We start from the raw sequence: 18,557 nt of genomic DNA on the forward strand, positions 1-18,557 counted from the left end.
ATGAGCAGCCCCTCCACCACGCTGGCGAAGCCGCCGGCGTTTCCCGTGATCGACGAGAAAGTCTCCGGGCGCACCTGGCTGGCGGTCGCCGCCGGCATGCTGGGCGCCTTCATGGCGGTGCTCGACATCCAGATCACCAATTCCTCGCTCAAGGATATCCTTGGCTCGCTGTCGGCCACCCAGGAAGAGGGCTCGTGGATTTCCACGGCCTACCTGGTGGCGGAAATCATCGTCATTCCCCTCACCGCGCTGCTGGCGCGCGTGTTCGGACTGCGTACCTACATGATCGGCACCACCGCCTTCTTCCTGCTGTTCTCCACCCTGTGCGGCACGGCCTGGAACCTGGAAAGCATGATCGTCTTCCGCATGCTGCAGGGGTTCACGGGCGGCGCCCTGATCCCGATGGCCTTTACCCTGGTGATGCTCAAGCTGCCGCCGTCGAAGCGCGCCGTCGGCATGGCCATCTTCGGCCTGACGGCCACCCTGGCGCCGGCCATGGGCCCGACCCTGGGCGGCTACCTCTCCGAACTGTATGGCTGGCCCTCGATCTTCTACATCAACTGGGTGCCGGGCGTGCTGCTGATCGCCGGCATGATCTATGGCCTGGACAAGGAGCCGATGAAGCTCGAGATGTTCTGGAAGGCCGACTGGCTGGGCATCTTCTTCATGGCCCTGGGCCTGGGCTGCCTGACCATCTTCCTGGAAGAGGGCAATTCCAAGGACTGGTTCGACTCCGGTTTCATCATCACCTTCGCCGCGCTGGCCCTGGTGGGCATCCTGGGCTGGGTCGTCACCAGCGCCACGCGCGCCGAACCGTTCGTCAACCTGGGCCTGTACGGCCAGCGCAATTTCCTGGTCGCCACCGTGCTGTCGGCCGTGACGGGCATGGGCCTGTACGGCTCGGCCTTTTTGCTGCCCTTGTTCCTGGGCCAGATCGCCGGCTATTCACCGATGCAGATCGGTGAAGTCATCATGTGGGTGGGCTTGCCGCAGCTGTTCATCATGCCGTTTGTGGCCAAGCTGTCGTCCGTGGTGGACAACCGCATCCTGTGCTCGTTCGGCCTGCTGCTGTTCGGCGGCTCGTGCATGATGAATGCCTACATGGATGCGTCCACCGGCTACGACCAGCTGCTGTGGTCGCAGGTCGTGCGCGCGCTGGGCCAGCCCTTCGTCATGCTGACCCTGTCGAACTTCGCCATGAAGGGCATCGCGCCGAAGGACATGCCGTCCGCATCGAGCCTGTTCAATATGACGCGCAACCTGGGCGGCTCGATCGGCATCGCCCTGCTGGCCACGGCCCTGAGCACCCGCGAACACTTCCACTCGCAGCGCCTGGGCGAGGCGATCAACGCGTATTCCAGCGCCACGCAGCTGCGCATCGACCAGCTGACGTCGTCGTTCATGGCCAAGGGCTATGACGCCGTTACGGCCGGCAACCAGGCCTTGCAGGCGATCGACGGCATCGTGCGCCGCGAGGCGTATGTGATGGCTTACAACGATGGCTTCTTCCTGATCGGCGCCATCCTGCTGGCCTGTATCGTGCCCCTGTGGCTGGCCGACAAACTCAAAGCTCCCGGTGGCGGTGGCGGCGGTCATTGACCGCGCACAGTCCGCACGTGCAGCACCTCAAGAACAAGAAGGTAATCATCATGCAAACAGTATTGACGAAAATCGCGCTGGCCGCTTCCCTTGCCGTGGCGCTGTCCGCCTGCGGCACCGTGGGCCAGGATTTCACCGCTCCGGCAAACGTGGCCGGCACCGACACCTTCCGCCACGGCGCGGCCGCCGCGGATGCCGCGCAGCTGCCCAAGGAGTGGTGGAGCATCTATGGCGACGCCACCCTGAACCGCCTCGAACAGAGCGCGCTGCAGGATAATCCCGGCGTCAAGGCGGCGGGCGAGCGCCTGCTGCAGGCGCTGGCGCAAAGCGGCACGGCGCGCGCCAACCAGGGCCCGAGCGTGAATGTCAGCACGGGCATCTCGAACTCGCGCACCTCGGCCAACACCTCGCAGGGCCTGGCCCTGGGCAACCGCTCGATCAGCGGCAATAACTTCTCCGTGGGCGGCTCGCTGTCGTATGAAGTCGACCTGCTGGGCCGCGTGAAACGCCTGGTCGAAGCGGCGGACGCGCAGGCGCTGGCGGCGCAGGCCGACCGCGACGGCGTGCTGCTGATGCTGTCGTCGCAAGTGGCCAGCAATTACTGGCAGCTGCGTGGACTCGACGCGGAAATGGCCATCCTGAATGGCGCCCTGGACACCCGCCGGGAGTCGGCGCAGCTGGTCGAGGCGCGCTTCAATGCGGGCCTGACGAATGAGCTGGACCTGGCGCGCGCGAAGGTCGAACTGTCGAACGCGCAGGCCGACCTGCATGAAGTCAAGCGCCAGCGCAACCAGCTGGAAAACAGCCTGGCCACCCTGACGGGCAAGCCGCCGTCGGCGCTGCAATTGCCGGTGGCGGCCGATCCGTCCATCTTGCCGCAGCCGCCCGCCATTCCCGTCGGCTTGCCCGCCAGCCTGCTGGCGCACCGTCCGGACCTAGTCTCCAGCGTGGCGGGCCTGCGCGCGGCGAACGCGCAAGTGGGCGTGGCCGAAGGCGCGTTTTACCCGTCGCTGCAATTGACGGGCAATTTCGGCTATGCGTCAGAAAAGCTGCGGGACCTGGCGCAGGGCGGTTCGCGCCAGTTCAGCTTTGGTCCGCTGGCCCTGTCCCTGCCGATCTTCGACGGCGGCCGCAACCAGGCGAATCTGGATCTGTCCAAGGCGCGCTATGCGGAAGCCGTGGCGAACCATGAAACGAAGCTGCTGACGGCCTTGCGCGAAGTGGAAGACGCGTTGTCCGACGTGGAGCAGCGCCAGTTGCAGGGCGACGCCCAGGCCCTGTCGCAGGCAGCGGCGGCGCGCGCCTACCTGGTGGCGCGCACGCGCTACGAGCGCGGCATCTCGACCTACCTGGACGTCACCGATGCCCAGCGCAGTTCGCTGGCAGCGGACCGCGCCGCCGCGCAGATCAAGACCCAGCGCCTGCTGGCGACGGTTGCCGTAGCGAGGTCTCTCGGCGCCGGCTGGCAGCCGGACGGCGAGCTGGCCAAGCTGGCGTCCGCGCCCGCCGCGAAGGCCAATTAAGTACGACGGTTACGTGAGCGTGGCCGGTGGCGGTGTCGCCGCCGGCCCGTAGCGTTCCAGCAGAAAATCGATGAAGGTCGTCAGCTTCGGCGTGGGCTGGCGGTCGCGCGCGTACACGAGGTGCATGGGGCGGGGCGCCGGCACGTAGTCGGCCAACAGCGGCACCAGCCTGCCGGCGGCGATATCGCCGGCCATCAGGATCTCCGCCTGCATGACGATGCCGAAACCGTGCAGGGCCGCCACGCGCAGCGCCTGTCCATTGTTCGAGCGGAAGCGGCTTTCGCGCACGGGGCTGCCGTCATCGTCGCCGCTCCTGGCCAGGCGCCAGCGCACATGGCGCGTCCACTGCATGAAGTCCAGGCATTCGTGGCGGGCCAGGTCGGCCGGCGTGCGCGGCGTGCCGTGTCTGGCCAGGTAGGCGGGCGCGGCACAGATCACCATCGCGTACGGCCGCAGCACGCGCGCCACCATGGCGGAATCTTCCAGCTTGCCGATGCGGATGGCCGCATCGAATCCTTCCTCCACCAGGTCCACCGTCCTGTCGTTCAGGTTCAGTTCCAGGCTCACTTCCGGATACGCATCAAGGTAATCGGCCATCAGCGGCGCGATGCACTCGCTGCCGAAGGACACGGGCGCCGTGATCTTCAGCTTGCCGCGCGGCGCCGCGCGCATGGCTTCCGCGCCCCGTTCCGCCGCATGGATGCTGGCCAGGATCTGGCGGCACTGTTCCGCATACTGCTGGCCGATTTCCGTCAGGCTTTGCCGCCGCGTGGTGCGCGCCAGCAGGCGCGCGCCCAGCCGCTCCTCCAGGTATTTGATGTGCTTGCCCACCATCACGGGCGAAATCTGGAACGCCTCGGCGGCGGCCGTGAAACTGCCCGCATCGACGACGGCGACAAAAATCTCCATGCTGCGCAATTTATCCATGGCATTCCGATTGCAAACTGTGGGTTGGTAATCTTGTAAATTCTAGCGTATTTATTCCTTTTCGTAAGCGGCGCATACTGGCTCCATCGTTCAACCCACACAAGGAAGCAGCATGAAAATCGTCATCATCGGCGCCAGCGGCACCATCGGCACGGCCGTCGCCGCCCAATTGGCGCCACGCCATGAAATCATCGAAGTGGGCAGCCGCAGCGGCACGCACCAGGCCGACATGGGCGACATCGCGCAAGTGCGCGCCCTGTTCAAACGCATCGGCAAGGTCGATGCCGTCGTCGTGACGGCCGGTAAAATGCATTTCGGTCCCCTGGCTGAATTTACTCCAGAGCAATTCCAGGTGGGCCTGGAAAGCAAGCTGATGGGTCAGGTCAATGTGGCGCTGGTGGCGCAGGAATACCTGAACGACGGCGGTTCGATTACCTTGACCAGCGGCATCGTGGCCGAGCAGCCGATCCGCTTCGGCACGGCCGCCAGCATGACCAACGCGGCCGTGGAAGGTTTTGTAAGGGGCGCCGCCATCGAGTTGCAGCGCGGCGTGCGCATCAATGTCGTCAGCCCCACGGTGCTGGCCGAATCGCTGGAAGCGTACGGCCCCTTCTTCTACGGCTTCGAGCCGGCCGCCGCCAGCCGCGTGGCCCTGGCCTACAGCCGCAGCGTGGAAGGGGCGCAGACGGGGCAGGTGTACAAGGTCTGGTAAGCCGCTTGCCATGCCATGGGAGCAGGTGGGACAATCGCAGGCTGAGCAAGAAAGCGGTAGCGCGCCATCCGCGCCAGCCGCGTCTGAGAAAAATCCAACCGAGACCCCCATGAAAAAACTCCTGATTCCCCTGCTGATGGCTGCCGCCGTCGGCAGCGCCTGCGCAACAACGCCAGCGGCCGCGCCAGCCACCCCGGCCACCGCGCAACAACTGACGGCCATGAGCGCCCGCTATGCGCCCGTCGCGCTGAGGGCCGACGTCACCCACCTGTCAGCAGGCGACCGCCAGGCCATCGCCAAGCTGGTCGAGGCGGCCAAGCTGGTCGACGTGCTGCAGCTGCGCCAGCGCTGGTCCGGCAATGAAGCGCTGTGGGCGGCTTTGAAGAAGGACAAGTCGGCCCTGGGCCAGGCCCGCCTGAATTATTTCTGGATCAACAAGGGGCCATGGTCGGTGCTCGACGCGCACGCCTCGTTCATGCCGGCCAGCTATGCGGGCATCGCCATTCCCGCGCACAAGCCGGAAGCGGGCAATTTCTATCCGCAGGGCGCCACCAAGGCCAGCCTGGAAACGTGGATGAACGGCTTGCCGGCGGACGACAAGCAGCAGGCGCAATGGTTTTTCACGACCATCCGCGCGGGCAAGGACGGCAAATACCAGACCGTCAAGTATTCGGACGAGTACAAGGTGGAGTTGAAACAGCTGGCCAAATTGCTCGATGAAGCGGCGGCCGCCACGGACAATGCTTCCCTGAAGAAATTTCTGACTCTGCGCGCCAAGGCTTTCCTCGACAACGACTATTTACCGTCCGACTTCGCCTGGATGGACCTCGATTCGCCCGTCGACATTACCATCGGCCCGTATGAAACGTACAACGATGAACTGTTCGGCTACAAGGCCGCGTTCGAAGCCTACGTGAACATCCGCGACCAGGCGGAGACGCAAAAGCTCAATTTCTTCGCCAAACACATGCAGGAGCTGGAAGACAACCTGCCGCTCGACGCCAAGTACCGCAATCCGAAAGTGGGCGCGCTGGCACCGATGGTGGTGGTCAACCAGGTGTATGGCGCCGGCGACGGCAACATGGCCGTGCAGACGGCCGCCTACAACCTGCCCAATGACGAACGCATCATCAGCGCGCGCGGCTCCAAGCGCGTGATGCTGAAAAACGTGCAGGAAGCCAAGTTCAAGGCCACCCTGACGCCGATCTCGAAACTGGTGCTCACGCCCGAGGCGCAGCAGGATGTCGATTTCAATTCCTTCTTCACGCACATCCTCGCGCATGAAATCATGCACGGCCTGGGCCCGCACGCCACCGTGGTCGACGGCAAGCCATCGACGCCGCGCCAGGACTTGAAGGAAGCCTATTCCACCATCGAAGAAGCCAAGGCGGACATCACGGGCCTGTTCGCGCTGCGCTACATGATGGACAAGGGGCAGCTCAACGACACCCTGGGCCAGGGCGAGGCGGCCGAGCGCAAGCTGTACAACACCTTCCTCGCCTCCGGTTTCCGCACACTGCATTTCGGCCTGACGGATTCGCACGCGCGCGGCATGGCCATCCAGATGAATTACATCCTCGACAAAGGCGGTTTCGTCTCGCTGGGCGACGGCAAATTCGGCGTCGATTTTGCGAAGATCAAGCAGGCCGTGATCGACCTGGACCGTGAATTTCTGACCATCGAGGCGACGGGCGACTATGCGCGCGCGCAAGCGATGATGAGCAAGTACGTGGTCATCCGCCCCGAGGTGCAGGTGGCGCTCGACAAGATGAAGGCCGTGCCCAACGATATCCGCCCGGAATTCGTCACGGCCCGCGCGCTGGATAAGGCGGCGAAGAAATAAGCTGACCTTGATTATTATCAGTCGGAAAAGCCGGTGCCTTGCGCACCGGTTTTTTTCGTCTTTATTTACGAAAAGTTGCCAGTTTTTCCTTGTGGAAATACATCCACCGCTTACTCTGCAGTGGTAAATCCTCTTTTCTTCCCGCCGATCCCATGTTGAATCCGCTCTTGCTGATGAGCTTGCTCATCGTTTTGCCCGCCGTGGCTGGTCCCGCGCTGACCGATCTGGAAACCCGTTGGCTGCAGGCGGGCCAGCCCGTCATCGCGTTTGCGCGCGCGCAAGGTTTGCCCGTCGATATCATCGTGCAGCCTCAGGATGCGCCCGGCGCCGTGCCGCTGGCGCTGGGCTACGAAGGGGGCGCTGCAAGCTGGTGCTGTCCTTGCGCGGCAATGCGCAGGCGGACAGTGTCTTGCAGGGCGTGCCATCCACGCGCCACAGCCTGATGCTGGAAGCGATGACGGCGCATGAAATCGGCCATTGCCGGCGCTATGCGCAGGGCGACTGGCACGCCTTGCCACGCGGCTTTGTCGAGCCGCGCAGCATGCAACAGGGCAAGTTGACCGCGCTGGCGCAGGAGCTGCGCGAGACGCGCCGCGAAGAGGCCTATGCGGACCTGGTCGCCCTGGCCTGGATGCATGGACGCCACCCCGGCCAGTACCAGGACGTGCTGGCCTGGATGCGCGGCGTGCGCGCGGCTGGCGAAGCCGCGGGCGGCGGTGTAGGCAGTTCCCACGCCACGCAAGGCTGGCTGGCGCTGGCCGATGGCGCAGGCGCATTTGATGGGGCCGCTTCACCATTTGAACAGGCGCAAGTATTGTGGCGGAAGGGCTTGAGCGGCGACAAAGGACAGTGAGTTTTTGCCTGAATGGCGTGTCAGCGTGTGCTGTCGCACGGAGCTTTGCGCGCGGCAGGGGTCTAATCTGGGCATCAACTAACCAGAGAGGAACCATCATGAACAAAATGATCGCACTCATGCTGGCCGCCAGTGCCAGCGCCCTGCTTGCCGCCACGCCCGCGTATGCGCAGGATGCCTCGTACAAGAGTTTGACGGACAAGGCATCGGCCGACTACAAGCAGGCCAAGGCCGCCTGCGACAGCCAGAGCGGCAACGCGAAAAAGTCTGCGTGGAAGAAGCCAAGGTGGCGCGCGCCAAGGCCGAATCGGATGCCGTGGCGCAATACCGCAACACGCCGCGCGAGCTGAGCAAGGCCCGCAAGGACGTCGCCAATGCCGAGTATGACCTGGCCAAGGCCAAGTGCGGCGACCGCACGGGCGCCGATAAAACCACGTGCATGAACGATGCCAAGGCGGCGAAGACGGCCGCGCTGGCCGACGCCAATACGGGCGCCAAGGCCGGCACCAACGTGGCGCAGAATCCGCCCGCGACCACGAAGGAAAATTGCGACGCCATGGATGCGACGGCCAAGGCCGCCTGCGTGGCGCGCAATGCGGCCGGCAGCACCAAGACGGCCATGTCCGACTCCGTCATCACCACCAAGATCAAGGCGGACCTCGTCAAGGACAACGACTTGAAGGCGCTCGACGTGCACGTGGAAACGGTGAATGGCGTCGTCATGCTCAGCGGCTTCGTGCCTTCCCAGGCGCAAGTAAAGAAAGCCGCCGACCTGGCCCGCAGCGTGGAAGGCGTGACGGATGTGAAGAATGGCTTGAAGGTGAAGTAAACGCACTTTGTGCCAGCGTCGACACAGGGAATGGAGCCGCATGCGGAGGGCGGGCGGCTCCATTTTTTTGCTTGTATAAATTATGATCGTAATATAACATGGGAAATCTGGCCGGCGAGTGGTGATCGGCATCCACTTTTTCTCACGAGGACAGCATGCTTTCTCTTCCCTTTTCGCGCTGGCTGGAGCGGCGCGGCATCCACTTCGCCTGGGTCATCGTCGCCATCACCTTCCTCACGGCCCTGACGTCGTCTGCCGCGCTGGGCTTGCCAGGCGCGCTGATGCAGCCGCTGAGCCGCGAGTTCGGCTGGGATGCCGAGCAGATTTCCTCGGCCCTGGCCGTGCGTTTCGTGCTGTTCGGTTTGATGGGGCCGTTTGCCGCCATCCTGATGGAGCGCTTCGGCTTGCGCAATGTCATCTGCGTGGCCCTGGGCTTGATCGCTGCCGGCATGCTGCTGGCCACGCGCATGACGCAGTTCTGGCAGCTGGTGGCCCTGTGGGGCATCTTGCTGGGGCTGGGTTCGGGCATGACGGCGCTGGTCTTGAGCGCCGTGGTGGCCAACCGCTGGTTCGAGACGCACCGTGGCCTGGTGGTGGGCGTGCTGACGGCCAGCTCGGCCACGGGCCAGTTGCTGTTCCTGCCCGTGGGCACCTGGCTGATCGAGCATTTCGGCTGGCGCACGGCCGTCATGCCCGTGTTTGCCAGCTGCGCGCTCGTCGCCGTGCTGGCCTTCCTGTGCATGCGCAACCGGCCGCAGGACGTGGCCTTGCGACCTTACGGCGCCGACCCTGCCGCGCCCCTGGCGGCGGCGCCGGCGGCAAGCATGACGTTCGCCACGCCTTTTCTGATCCTGCGCAGCGTGGCTTCCAATCGTACCTTCTGGATACTGTTTGGCACCTTCTTCATCTGCGGCCTCAGCACCAACGGACTGATCCAGACGCACTTCATTTCCCTGTGCGGCGACTCGGGCCTGTCCGCCGTACCGGCCGCCTCCGTGCTGGCCATGATGGGCGCCTTCGACCTGTTCGGCACGATCTTGTCCGGCTGGCTGTCGGACCGCTATGACAACCGCAAACTGCTGTTCTGGTACTACGGTTTGCGCGGGCTGTCCCTGTTCTGGCTGCCGTATTCGGAATTCACCTTGTACGGCCTGTCGCTGTTCGCCATGTTCTACGGCCTGGACTGGATCGCCACCGTGCCGCCGACCGTGAAACTGGTGGGCGCCACATTCGGCCGGGAGCGGGCGGGCATGGTGTTCGGCTGGATCTTCGCGGGCCACCAGCTGGGCGCCGCCGTGGCCGCGTATGGCGCGGGCCGCATCCGCACCCTGATGCTGACCTACAACCCGGCCCTGTTCGCGGCCGGCGCCGCCTGTCTGCTGGCGGCGCTGCTGGTGCTGGCAATCCAGCGGCAGAAGGCGGCCGTGGCCGCCGTCCAGAGCGCATGAAAAAAGCCAGGCCCGCGTGAGCGGAGCCTGGCCTTTCAAGAAGCGTGCAGCACGATTATTTCAGATACTTTGCCAGCCAGCCCTCGACTTCACTGTAGAAGAAACGGCTGTTCTCGCCCTTCAAGATCCAGTGGTTTTCGTCCGGAAATACCAGCAATTTCGCCGGCACGTTCAGGCGTTGTTGCACGGCAAAGTTCATCAGGGCATTGTTGGCCGGCACGCGGTAGTCGAGCTCGCCCACGGTGATCAGGATGGGCGTGGTAAACCCCGTGCCTTTTTCGTGGTTGCCCGCTTGCATGACGGGGCTTTGGTCGCGCCACACGGGCAGGTTCGACCAGACGGGGCCGCCCGCATTCGTTTCACGGCCGAAGCCGCCATCGCTGGTGCCCCACTGCATGATCAAATCCATTTCGCCCGCGTGCGAAACGATGGCCTTGTAGCGCGTGGTGGTCGCTTGCAGCCAATTGGCCAGGTGGCCGCCATAGCTGGCGCCGCCGGCGGCCAGTTTCGTGCTGTCGATAAACGGATATTTCTTGATGGCTTCATCGACGCCCTGGTTGACTTCATCGCCCGGACCTTTCAAGGGGTCGAACTGGATCGAACGCGAGAATTCCTCGCCATAGCCGGTGGAACCCTTGTAGTCGGTCAGCAGCACGACATAACCTGGCTTGGCCAGCAAGTGATAGTTCCAGCGCAGCACGAACTGGTCGCGCCACATGCTGGCGGCGCCGCCGTGGATGACGGTAAACAGCGGATACTTCTTGTTCGGGTCAAAGTTGGCGGGCTTGACGAGCATATTGTGGATGCGGCGGCCGTCGGCCGTGGTGAACCAGAAGTGCTCGGGCGCCTGCCAGTCGATTTTATCCGCTTTGTCCGTGTTGAAGGCCGTCAGCCGCTTCGGCTGCTTGCCGTTGAAGGCATAGATTTCCGGCGGGTTGATGGACGACTCCCACACGCCGACGAGCGACTTGCCGCCGCTGCTCAGCGAGTTGATGGTACCCGTCGGCAAGGACGGCTCTTCGCGCACGTCGCCGCCTTTGGCGTCGATCGAGTACAGCTTTTCCAGGCCCGCATGTTCATAGCTGAAGATGACGCGCTTGCCGCCGTCTGGCAAGACGAAGCGCGCAATCGAACGGTCCAGCTTGGCCGTGAGGATGGTCGGCGCAGGGTTGCTCATCGGCCAGGCGAAGCTGGCCAGGCGTTTCACGTCATACACTTTACCGGGCGTTTGCGCGTCGCTCAAGGCAAACAGGGTCTTGCCATCGGCCGCAAATTTCAGGGAACCGTAGCTGTGCTTGTCCTGCGTCAAACGCTGCGCTTCGCCGCCGGCCACGGGCAGCAAGTACAGCTGCGAATAGACGGCTTCGCGCTGGGCCGCGTCGCGGTTGCTGGCCGCGTTGAAGACGACGGCCTTGCCGTCCGGCGTCCAGACGGCGTCCAAGGATTGCCCCTCGTCGCCCTGGCCGCCGCCAAAGCCCGGCAGCGCCACCAGTTGCGTGCCCGACAGGATGTCGCGCGGCATCGACTCCGGCTGCGCGTCGACGATGAACAGGCGCACCTGCTTGTCGGTCAGCCATTTGTCGAAGTAGCGCGGTGCCGTCGTTTCATACGAGCGGGCGCTGACTTTGCGCTCCTTGCGCTCTTTTGCGCTTTGCTTGACGTCGGCTTCCGTCTTGTTGCCTGGATAGATGTCGCTGATGAACAGCAATTGCTTGCCGTCTGGACTCCACTTCGGCATGCGCGCGCCCAGGGTGAGCGAGGTCAGGCGTTGCGCTTCGCCACCGGCGGCCACGTCGAGGCGGTAGATCTGTCCCGCTTCATCGCCGTCGCGCTTGGCGACAAACACCAGCTGGCGGCTGTCCGGCGACCAGGCCACGGCGCTTTCGCCGCCCTTGGAATACGTCAGGCGGCGCGCGGGGCTGTCATCAAGCAGCGACTTGATCCACAGATCCGACCATTGCTCCTTGTTGTCGTAGGCGCTGTCGACCACGGAAAACACGGCCCATCGTCCGTCGGGGCTGGCGACGGGCGCGCCCACCCGTTTCATCAGCCACACGTCTTCATGCGTGATGGCGTGTCTGGCTTGCGTTTGCGTGGCGGCAACTGAGGTGGTGGCCTTGGTATCGGCGGCGTGGGCCAGCGAGGCGCAGGCCGCTGCGATCAGCAGGGAGCCGAGGGAACGGCGAAGACGGGGTGAGGTCATGGGCGTGGTCCGGGTAGTGAAAAAGTACAGCGGGCAACATTATTGCCCATCGATTCGGCCGCTGCCAAGGCCATGAACCGTTACTTACCAGGCCCGATGGCCGCGTATCGGGCGGGTGCCGCCTGGCTGATCAGTTAAACTTGCCGCTTTACTCACGCTGGCGCTGATAGAACATGAAAATTTGTCTACCCTTATTGAAAACGGCCTTGCTGGGCGCGAGCTGCCTGCTGGCGGCCCCGGTTTTGCCGCCGCCGCCGCACCGTACCCGAACACCAGCGCGATGGGCGTGGGCCAGGCGGAAAGCACGGCCTGGTATGCGGGCTGCCTGAAGGTCAAGGATGCGGCGGCGCCGCCGGCCGACCTGCCGGCGCCGTCGGCAGTGGCGTCCTTGCAGCAATGCCAGGCGACGGACCTGTATTACGATACCAAGAGTATGTCCTCGCCCAAGCCCGCCGACTGGCGTCCCGCGCGCCATTGCGCAATGGCCACGCAGAACAGCGCCGTGCTGATGATGCTGTACCAGAATGGACAGGGCGTGCAGAAAGACCCGTTGCTGGCGCTCAAGTATGCGTGCAGCATCGACGCGGCGCCTGCCGAGATGCAGGGCCGCATCGAACACTTGCAGCAGATTAACGCCAGCGGGCGCGGCATGATCGACTTGTGCGACGACATCACCAGCGGCTACATGATGGGCGTGTGCAGCGCCATCGATGCGCGGCAGAAACAAAGAGTGCGTGCACAGGCGACAGGCAAGGTCAGCGCAAGCATGCCGGCCGTGGCGCAAGCATCGCTGCAAAAACTGCAGGCGGCCGCAAGCAAGTTTGCCGACGCGCGCGCGGCCAACGAAACGGACTTGAGCGGCACGGCACGGGCCGCCCTGAGCATCGCCGCCCGCACAGCCGAGCTCGATCTGCTGGCGCACGATTTGCGCGAATACGAAGGGGGCAAGCTGCCGGCCAGCATGTCCAAGGAACAGGTGGCGGCGCTCGACAAGGAACTCAACGCCGTCTACGGCAAGCTGATGAAAAAGCCGGTGGAAAGCCATGCGGGTGCCGTGGGCAAGGATGGCATCCGCGCCACCCAGCGCCTGTGGCTCGCGTACCGCGATGCCTGGATGAATTTTGGTGCCGTGCGCTATCCGTCCGTGACGAGCGAGACCTGGGCCGGCCGGCTGACGGCGCGACGCAATGCGCAGCTGCAAGACTTGCTGGAGAATTGACGCATGCGGGAAGCCTATTATCACGAAGACGATTTCTGCATGATCCAACTGCTGCCGCTGGATAATTTACAGCACTGTCTGACGCAGATGGGCGAGCAGCAGGCGTTCGCCGATGCGCACCGCAGCGGCGCCGGCTGGACGGACATGTACGTGCCCGAGGCGCCGCCGTCGCCATTGCGCGCGCTGGGCCTGACGGCCGAGCAGCTGCGCCTGGCGCTGGACCATGCCTTGCCGCCGTATGACGCCGTCTACACGGGCTACAGCAGTTACCGCGTGGAATGCAGGAACGTGCTGGCCTTTGGCGGCGACAAGACGGAAACATTGTTTGCGGGCCTGGACGAGCAGGGCATCGTGTGCGACCTGTGGTGCAGCGACGGCATGCCGCAACTGTTGCTGTTGCCCTTGAAGGAGCAGCTGTTGCTGGCCGACTGGGGCGCCGGGTTTGCGTGTCCGCTGGCCGATGGTGACTTGTTCGCCCGCTATCTGCAGGAATACGAACTCGGTTGATTCATTCGCAGGCGATGGCGTTCGGCTGCGCCACTTTGACCACCGACGCCAGGCGCGCCATGTCGTTGCCGTCGCCTTGCTCGACGTAGGGTTGATAGGTATCGATTATGATGCGCGCACGCGCCTGCCAGCCGCAATTGTCGGCCTGGCGCGCGGGCACGCGCAGCAGCCGGCGCGCCTGGGCATCGTTGTTGAAACAAAACCACGCATCGTGCGTGGCGGCAGGGCGGGGCAAACGGCCCCACTGCGCCTTGTCGGGCGCGAAACAGACGCGGTTGCCGATGATTTCCAGGCTCATCTCGTCCGTGCGCAGGCTGTACTGGCCGTCGAGCACGATGGGCGCTTGGGCTTGCGCTTGGACTTGGGCGGACAGGCAAGCGGTGGCCAGGAGGAGGGCGGCGGCAAGTTTCATGCGTTTCTTTCTGGGCTGGCAAGACGAAGCGCCAGTATAACCGCGGGGCCGGAAACGCAAAAAGCCCATCCGTGAGGATAGGCTTTTTAGTACTGCGCATTCGTGGTAGGCCGTGCGGGATTCGAACCTGCGACCAACGGATTAAAAGTCCGCTGCTCTACCAGCTGAGCTAACGACCCGAAAGAGGCCGCATTATATATCAGTTGAAAAAGAATGCAAAGCATTCCTGCACGAAATTGAAGATGGCTCAATGCAGGGCTGCCGTGAGCTTCAGTACTTCGTCGATGCTGGTCGTGCCATCGATGATCTTGCGGGCGCCGGCGATGCGCAGCGGCGTCATGCCGTCGAGGATGCTCTGGCGGCGCAGTGCGTGCAGGTCGGCGCCCGCCTTGATGAGCTGGCCGAACGTTTCCGTCACGCTCAGCAGTTCATAAATGCCGGCGCGCCCCAGGTAGCCGCTGTGCCGGCACTGGGCGCAGCCGGCGGGGCGGTACATGGTGCGGGGGTGTTCCACCTGGCCGCCCGTCAGGCGCTGCCATGACGCGTCGTCCGGGGCGGCGCCCGGTTGTTTGCAGGCCGGACACAGGCAGCGCAGCAGGCGCTGCGCCAGCACGCCGATCAGGCAGGCTTCCAGCAGATAGGCGGGCAAGCCCAGTTCCAGCAGGCGCATGACGGCCGAGGGCGCGTCATTGGTGTGCAGGGTCGACAGCACCAGGTGCCCCGTCAGCGCCGCCTGGATGGCCATCTCGGCCGTGGCCAGGTCGCGGATCTCGCCGACCATGATGATGTCGGGATCTTGCCGCATCAGCGCCCGCACGCCATCGGCAAACGACAGTTCGATGCCGGCCTGGGTTTGCACCTGCATCTGGTTGAAGGCCGGCTCGACCATTTCGATGGGGTCTTCCACCGTGCACACATTGACTTCGCTGCCGGCCAGCGCCTTCAGGGTGCTGTACAGGGTGCTGGTCTTGCCCGAGCCGGTGGGACCCGTGACCAGCACGATGCCGTGCGTGCGCGCCGTCAGCTGGCGCCAGCGTTCGGCGTCCGCGGGCGGAAAGCCCAGTTCCGCCAGGCTCTTGACGGCCACTTCCGGATCGAAGATGCGCATGACGAGCTTTTCGCCGAAGGCCGTGGGCAAGGTCGACAGGCGCAGCTCGACTTCCTGGCCCTGGGCATTGCGCGTCTTGATGCGGCCATCCTGCGGGCGGCGCTTTTCCACCACGTCCATGCGCCCTAGCAACTTGATGCGCGCCGTCATGGCCAGCAATACCACGGGCGGCAGCTGGTAGGCCTGGTGCAGGCGGCCGTCAATGCGCAGGCGCACGAGGCCCGCGTCGCGCTTCGGTTCCAAATGGATGTCGGACGCGCGCTGGGCAAATGCGTATTGCCACAGCCAGTCGACGATGCGCACCACATGCTGGTCGTTGGCGTCGAGGCTGGTCTTGTTGCGCCCCAGTTCCACCAATTGTTCGAAATTGTGGCGCAGCGCCAGGTCTTGCGTGGATGCTTGCCGGGCCACCTTGACGGAACTGGCCAGGCTGAAAAATTGCGCGATGGCATCGGCGATGTGCAGCGGGTTGGCGATGACGAGGTTCAGCTTGCGCGGCGCCAGGTTGCCCAGCTGCGCCTGCCAAGCGAGCGCGTAGGGCTGGGCCGTGGCGATGACGATGCGGTCAAGCGTGCTTTCCACGGGCAGGATGTTGAAGCGGGCGGCATAGCCGGCCGTCATGACGTCGGCCACCTGGCTGAAATCGATGTGCAGGGGATCGATGCGCAGATACGGCAGGCTTGCGCGTTGCGCCAGCCAGGCGCACAGGGTATCGAGCGTGAGTGCGCCATGGGCGATGCCGCACAGCGGGTGCAAGGCGGGCGCCGGCAGCAGGGCGGCCTGGGTGGCGATGGCGGCCGCTTGCGCCGCGTCGAGCAAGCCGTCTTCCTGCAGCCAGGCCAGCAGTTGCGGCAGTTCCAGCGGCGTGTCGGGAGACTGAGGAGGGGAAGCGGGCATGGCCGACGCCTTTCATGGCTGCCGGCCTGCGTGGGCGTGCCGGCGCTTACAGGGTGCTGGCGATACCCTTGACCCAGGTCTTGGCGGGCAGCTTGGTCTCGGCGACGATCTGCTTGGCCCGTTCCAGCAAGGCGGCTTGCGCGTCGGCATCGAGCGCCACTTTCGTCTTGAACGCGATCGCCACCACGTTCCCATCATGGACTTCCGGCAGGCAGATCACCTGTGCAAACGCAAACTTCATCGCCTTGATGTTCTTTGCGTAGCTGGGATGGTCGCCAAACAGGTTGACCGTCATGATGCCGTGCGGCGCCAGGCAGGCGCAGCAGGCGGCATAGAAATCGGCGCTGTCGAGCACGGGACCGCGCGCCGTGGCGTCGTACAGGTCCACTTGCAGGGCGTCCAGGGTGCCGTGCTTGGCTTCATCGTTGACGTAGTCGAGCGCGTCCATCTCGCGCACGTGCAGGCGCTCGTCGTTGGGCGGCAGCTTGAACATCGAGGCGCAGATGGTGATGACGGACGGGTTCAGTTCGATGGCCTCGACCTGTGCCTGCGGGAACTGGCGGTAGCAGAACTTGGTCAGCGCGGCCGTGCCCAGGCCCAGCTGGGCGAGGCGCTGCGGTTGCTCGATCCACAACATCCACGCCATCATCTGCTGCGCGTATTCGAGCTCCGGCCAGTCCGGCTTGCGGATGCGCATGGCGCCCTGCACCCATTCCGTGCCGAAATGCAGATAGCGCACGCCATCCATTTCTGACAGGGTGACAGGAGCGTAGCGGGGCTTGCGCGCAGGGCGCGAGGATTCGACTTGTTCGATGGATTTTCGTTTGATAAGCATAAGGCGGCCTGAAAGTGTGCCGCATTATAGCCCGTGCCGGAGCGCCATAAAAAATGCCGGCCCCATGAGAACGACATGGGGCCGGCATTTTCATACTGAGTAAGAACGCCTGACAGAAGCGTCGCGAGCGGAAGGCAGAGGTGGCCGAGAAGCGCAACCGTGCTTAGTACGGGGGCGCCGAGCCGGTGAGCATCGCAGGCCGCCTATGCCGACGCGCAGCAGCTTATGTCAAGCGTTACTGCTGTGCTGGTTCAATCGAGACGCGCAGACGGATGCGCTCGCCCGGATCGTAGGACATGATGCTCGTATAGTTACGGCCGCGGTAGTCGTAGGTGACCTGGTAGCCATTGTTGCGCGATTCCCAGTGGTCGACCTGGCGGCATTGCTTGACGGCTTGTTCCTGCATGCCGCCCTGGTAATTGTTCTGGTTGTCGACACGGTCGCCGACGACCGCGCCGGCAATCGCGCCGGCGGCGGCGGCGGCCGTGCGGCCATTGCCGCCACCGACCTGGCTACCGAGCAGGGCGCCGGCGATACCGCCGACGATGGAGCCGCCAGCGCTGCGCTGTTGCGGCGGTGCCTGCACTTGCACGTATTCCGTACGGCATTCCTGGCGTGGACGGTTGATCTGTTCCACTTGCGGCACGACGCGCACGACCTTGCCGAAATCTTCAAAGTCGGCGGCCTGGGCGAGTGGCAATGCACCGATACAAAGGGCTGACATCATCAATTTGGCTTGCAAGTTCATTTGTAACCTCGTTATCTAGAGAATCTTTCAGGGTATTTTTTACAACTTGGGACTATAGTAATCCCGCCAGGCCCGGGCAAGTGTTTCGCATGGCAACAAAATGTAACAGCCCAAGCCCCTTGCCCCACAGTCTGTAACATGCACTTTCAATCGATACAAGATGTTGAAGTGACTTGAAACCAGCGGTTTGTAACAAATCTTGCGTTTGACATCATATTCGGGTTGATTCATGCAGGACAACACGTTACCCTAATACGCGTATGGCTTATATAAAATCGCACTGAATCGCATAAAAGTTGATACAGATCGAATCACCGCGTGCGCATTGACCCGCGTGCGGGGATGCAATAAGAAGAGCAGCTAGAAAAAATCCATACATAACAGGTCGATTTGAGGGAAAAATGAGTTTGTTACTAACCGTGCCGCCCAACCTTGTCCAGTCCATCCGTGCCTTTCGCGTGACCGAATTACAAGACGAGGCGATCCGTCTCGGGCAGCACTTTTTATATGCGCATTGCAACGCTGGACAGACCAAACAACAAGTCATCGGCATTATTGCGGAAGCCTTCCTGTTTCCGAAGAACCTGGCGAAGAATTTCGATGCCCTGCGCCTGTGCCTGACGGACACCATGTTCAAGGCGGGCACGCAGACGGGCTTCCTGGTGGTGCTCGAGCAATTGCCAAATACGCAAAAATTTGACAAGGAAGCGCGCGAGATCCTGCTCGACGTGTTCCGCGACGCGGCCGACTACTGGGCCGAGAAGAAAGTCCCGTTCCGCGTCTTCTATTCGTTCGAGTAAGCGCCTACTCACGTCGAGGCGTCGTCAAGTCAGCCTTTTATACCCTCGTCGGGCGGCGCAATCCGGCTGCGGCGGCGGCCCGGCAGGTATGTTG

The 18,557-nt window shown here is 63.7% G+C and carries 18 protein-coding genes and 1 tRNA gene; 12 read left to right on the top strand and 7 right to left on the bottom strand.

Going from position 1 to position 18,557, the window contains the following annotated elements:
* Window positions 1–1,599 carry a DHA2 family efflux MFS transporter permease subunit gene (locus ACRHIG_RS09135; RefSeq protein ID WP_121670304.1) on the top strand — a complete coding sequence of 533 codons (1,599 nt, stop codon included), beginning with the start codon at window positions 1–3 and terminating at the stop codon, window positions 1,597–1,599.
* Between the two features lie 50 nt (window positions 1,600–1,649).
* The gene (locus ACRHIG_RS09140) at window positions 1,650–3,122 is read left to right on the top strand and encodes an efflux transporter outer membrane subunit (RefSeq protein WP_489629990.1); all 1,473 of its coding nucleotides are present in this window, start codon (window positions 1,650–1,652) and stop codon (window positions 3,120–3,122) included.
* A gap of 9 nt (window positions 3,123–3,131) precedes the next feature.
* On the opposite strand, the gene ACRHIG_RS09145 is transcribed toward ACRHIG_RS09140, so the two are convergent.
* Window positions 3,132–4,049, bottom strand: coding sequence for a LysR family transcriptional regulator (locus ACRHIG_RS09145; protein ID WP_230539778.1), 918 nt, complete (start codon window positions 4,047–4,049; stop codon window positions 3,132–3,134).
* Window positions 4,050–4,161: 112 nt separating this feature from the next.
* Between ACRHIG_RS09145 and ACRHIG_RS09150 the strand changes: the two genes are divergently transcribed.
* The 7 genes from ACRHIG_RS09150 to ACRHIG_RS09180 all read left to right on the top strand — a co-directional run bounded on the left by ACRHIG_RS09150 (window position 4,162) and on the right by ACRHIG_RS09180 (window position 9,734).
* Window positions 4,162–4,761, top strand: coding sequence for a short chain dehydrogenase (locus tag ACRHIG_RS09150; RefSeq protein ID WP_489629991.1), 600 nt, complete (start codon window positions 4,162–4,164; stop codon window positions 4,759–4,761).
* A 109-nt stretch (window positions 4,762–4,870) separates the two neighbouring features.
* Entirely contained in the window at window positions 4,871–6,604 is a 1,734-nt protein-coding gene (locus ACRHIG_RS09155; RefSeq protein WP_489629992.1) for a dipeptidyl-peptidase 3 family protein, read from the top strand.
* A gap of 152 nt (window positions 6,605–6,756) precedes the next feature.
* Window positions 6,757–7,047 carry a hypothetical protein gene (locus ACRHIG_RS09160; protein WP_489629993.1) on the top strand — a complete coding sequence of 97 codons (291 nt, stop codon included), beginning with the start codon at window positions 6,757–6,759 and terminating at the stop codon, window positions 7,045–7,047.
* Window positions 6,975–7,457 carry a hypothetical protein gene (locus tag ACRHIG_RS09165; RefSeq protein ID WP_489629994.1) on the top strand — a complete coding sequence of 161 codons (483 nt, stop codon included), beginning with the start codon at window positions 6,975–6,977 and terminating at the stop codon, window positions 7,455–7,457. The genes ACRHIG_RS09160 and ACRHIG_RS09165 overlap by 73 nt, the downstream gene beginning before the upstream one ends.
* Before the next feature lie 98 nt (window positions 7,458–7,555).
* The gene (locus tag ACRHIG_RS09170) at window positions 7,556–7,807 is read left to right on the top strand and encodes a hypothetical protein (RefSeq protein ID WP_489629995.1); all 252 of its coding nucleotides are present in this window, start codon (window positions 7,556–7,558) and stop codon (window positions 7,805–7,807) included.
* Window positions 7,729–8,286: a BON domain-containing protein gene (locus tag ACRHIG_RS09175; protein WP_489629996.1), complete on the top strand. Its 558-nt coding sequence runs from the start codon at window positions 7,729–7,731 to the stop codon at window positions 8,284–8,286. The genes ACRHIG_RS09170 and ACRHIG_RS09175 overlap by 79 nt, the downstream gene beginning before the upstream one ends.
* A gap of 155 nt (window positions 8,287–8,441) precedes the next feature.
* Window positions 8,442–9,734 carry an MFS transporter gene (locus ACRHIG_RS09180; protein WP_489629997.1) on the top strand — a complete coding sequence of 431 codons (1,293 nt, stop codon included), beginning with the start codon at window positions 8,442–8,444 and terminating at the stop codon, window positions 9,732–9,734.
* Between the two features lie 55 nt (window positions 9,735–9,789).
* Here the strand turns inward: ACRHIG_RS09180 and ACRHIG_RS09185 are convergent, their stop codons facing one another.
* A complete protein-coding gene (locus ACRHIG_RS09185; protein WP_489629998.1) occupies window positions 9,790–11,937 on the bottom strand; it encodes a prolyl oligopeptidase family serine peptidase in 2,148 nt (715 codons plus the stop codon).
* A gap of 181 nt (window positions 11,938–12,118) precedes the next feature.
* Here ACRHIG_RS09185 and ACRHIG_RS09190 point away from each other — a divergent pair, with 181 nt between their 5' ends.
* Both ACRHIG_RS09190 and ACRHIG_RS09195 read left to right on the top strand, forming a co-directional pair.
* On the top strand, window positions 12,119–13,156 hold the full coding sequence (locus ACRHIG_RS09190) for a lysozyme inhibitor LprI family protein (protein ID WP_489629999.1): 1,038 nt from the start codon (window positions 12,119–12,121) through the stop codon (window positions 13,154–13,156).
* Window positions 13,157–13,159: 3 nt separating this feature from the next.
* Window positions 13,160–13,663, top strand: coding sequence for a hypothetical protein (locus ACRHIG_RS09195; RefSeq protein ID WP_489630000.1), 504 nt, complete (start codon window positions 13,160–13,162; stop codon window positions 13,661–13,663).
* Between the two features lies 1 nt (window position 13,664).
* On the opposite strand, the gene ACRHIG_RS09200 is transcribed toward ACRHIG_RS09195, so the two are convergent.
* From ACRHIG_RS09200 to ACRHIG_RS09220, 5 genes are all read right to left on the bottom strand, one after another.
* Window positions 13,665–14,075: a hypothetical protein gene (locus ACRHIG_RS09200; protein WP_489630001.1), complete on the bottom strand. Its 411-nt coding sequence runs from the start codon at window positions 14,073–14,075 to the stop codon at window positions 13,665–13,667.
* 103 nt (window positions 14,076–14,178) lie between these two features.
* A tRNA-Lys gene (locus ACRHIG_RS09205) sits at window positions 14,179–14,254 on the bottom strand.
* 68 nt (window positions 14,255–14,322) lie between these two features.
* On the bottom strand, window positions 14,323–16,080 hold the full coding sequence (locus tag ACRHIG_RS09210; RefSeq protein ID WP_489630002.1) for a GspE/PulE family protein: 1,758 nt from the start codon (window positions 16,078–16,080) through the stop codon (window positions 14,323–14,325).
* Window positions 16,081–16,126: 46 nt separating this feature from the next.
* Entirely contained in the window at window positions 16,127–16,915 is a 789-nt protein-coding gene (locus tag ACRHIG_RS09215) for a class I SAM-dependent methyltransferase (protein WP_489630003.1), read from the bottom strand.
* Between the two features lie 235 nt (window positions 16,916–17,150).
* Entirely contained in the window at window positions 17,151–17,663 is a 513-nt protein-coding gene (locus ACRHIG_RS09220; protein WP_034785134.1) for a glycine zipper 2TM domain-containing protein, read from the bottom strand.
* Window positions 17,664–18,064: 401 nt separating this feature from the next.
* On the opposite strand from ACRHIG_RS09220, the gene ACRHIG_RS09225 reads away from it, so the two are divergent.
* Entirely contained in the window at window positions 18,065–18,463 is a 399-nt protein-coding gene (locus ACRHIG_RS09225; protein ID WP_034747450.1) for a barstar family protein, read from the top strand.
* Window positions 18,464–18,557 lie beyond the last annotated feature (94 nt).

It is taken from the genome of Janthinobacterium sp. C22, assembly GCF_057919405.1.

Excerpts from the sequence above, each read along its gene's own strand:
- ACRHIG_RS09135 (WP_121670304.1), top strand. The coding sequence starts at position 1 with ATGAGCAGCCCCTCCACCACGCTGGCGAAGCCGCCGGCGTTTCCCGTG.
- ACRHIG_RS09140 (WP_489629990.1), top strand. The coding sequence starts at position 1,650 with ATGCAAACAGTATTGACGAAAATCGCGCTGGCCGCTTCCCTTGCCGTG.
- ACRHIG_RS09145 (WP_230539778.1), bottom strand. The coding sequence starts at position 4,049 with ATGGATAAATTGCGCAGCATGGAGATTTTTGTCGCCGTCGTCGATGCG.
- ACRHIG_RS09150 (WP_489629991.1), top strand. The coding sequence starts at position 4,162 with ATGAAAATCGTCATCATCGGCGCCAGCGGCACCATCGGCACGGCCGTC.
- ACRHIG_RS09155 (WP_489629992.1), top strand. The coding sequence starts at position 4,871 with ATGAAAAAACTCCTGATTCCCCTGCTGATGGCTGCCGCCGTCGGCAGC.
- ACRHIG_RS09160 (WP_489629993.1), top strand. The coding sequence starts at position 6,757 with ATGTTGAATCCGCTCTTGCTGATGAGCTTGCTCATCGTTTTGCCCGCC.
- ACRHIG_RS09170 (WP_489629995.1), top strand. The coding sequence starts at position 7,556 with ATGAACAAAATGATCGCACTCATGCTGGCCGCCAGTGCCAGCGCCCTG.
- ACRHIG_RS09180 (WP_489629997.1), top strand. The coding sequence starts at position 8,442 with ATGCTTTCTCTTCCCTTTTCGCGCTGGCTGGAGCGGCGCGGCATCCAC.
- ACRHIG_RS09185 (WP_489629998.1), bottom strand. The coding sequence starts at position 11,937 with ATGACCTCACCCCGTCTTCGCCGTTCCCTCGGCTCCCTGCTGATCGCA.
- ACRHIG_RS09195 (WP_489630000.1), top strand. The coding sequence starts at position 13,160 with ATGCGGGAAGCCTATTATCACGAAGACGATTTCTGCATGATCCAACTG.
- ACRHIG_RS09200 (WP_489630001.1), bottom strand. The coding sequence starts at position 14,075 with ATGAAACTTGCCGCCGCCCTCCTCCTGGCCACCGCTTGCCTGTCCGCC.
- ACRHIG_RS09210 (WP_489630002.1), bottom strand. The coding sequence starts at position 16,080 with ATGCCCGCTTCCCCTCCTCAGTCTCCCGACACGCCGCTGGAACTGCCG.
- ACRHIG_RS09215 (WP_489630003.1), bottom strand. The coding sequence starts at position 16,915 with ATGCTTATCAAACGAAAATCCATCGAACAAGTCGAATCCTCGCGCCCT.
- ACRHIG_RS09220 (WP_034785134.1), bottom strand. The coding sequence starts at position 17,663 with ATGAACTTGCAAGCCAAATTGATGATGTCAGCCCTTTGTATCGGTGCA.
- ACRHIG_RS09225 (WP_034747450.1), top strand. The coding sequence starts at position 18,065 with ATGAGTTTGTTACTAACCGTGCCGCCCAACCTTGTCCAGTCCATCCGT.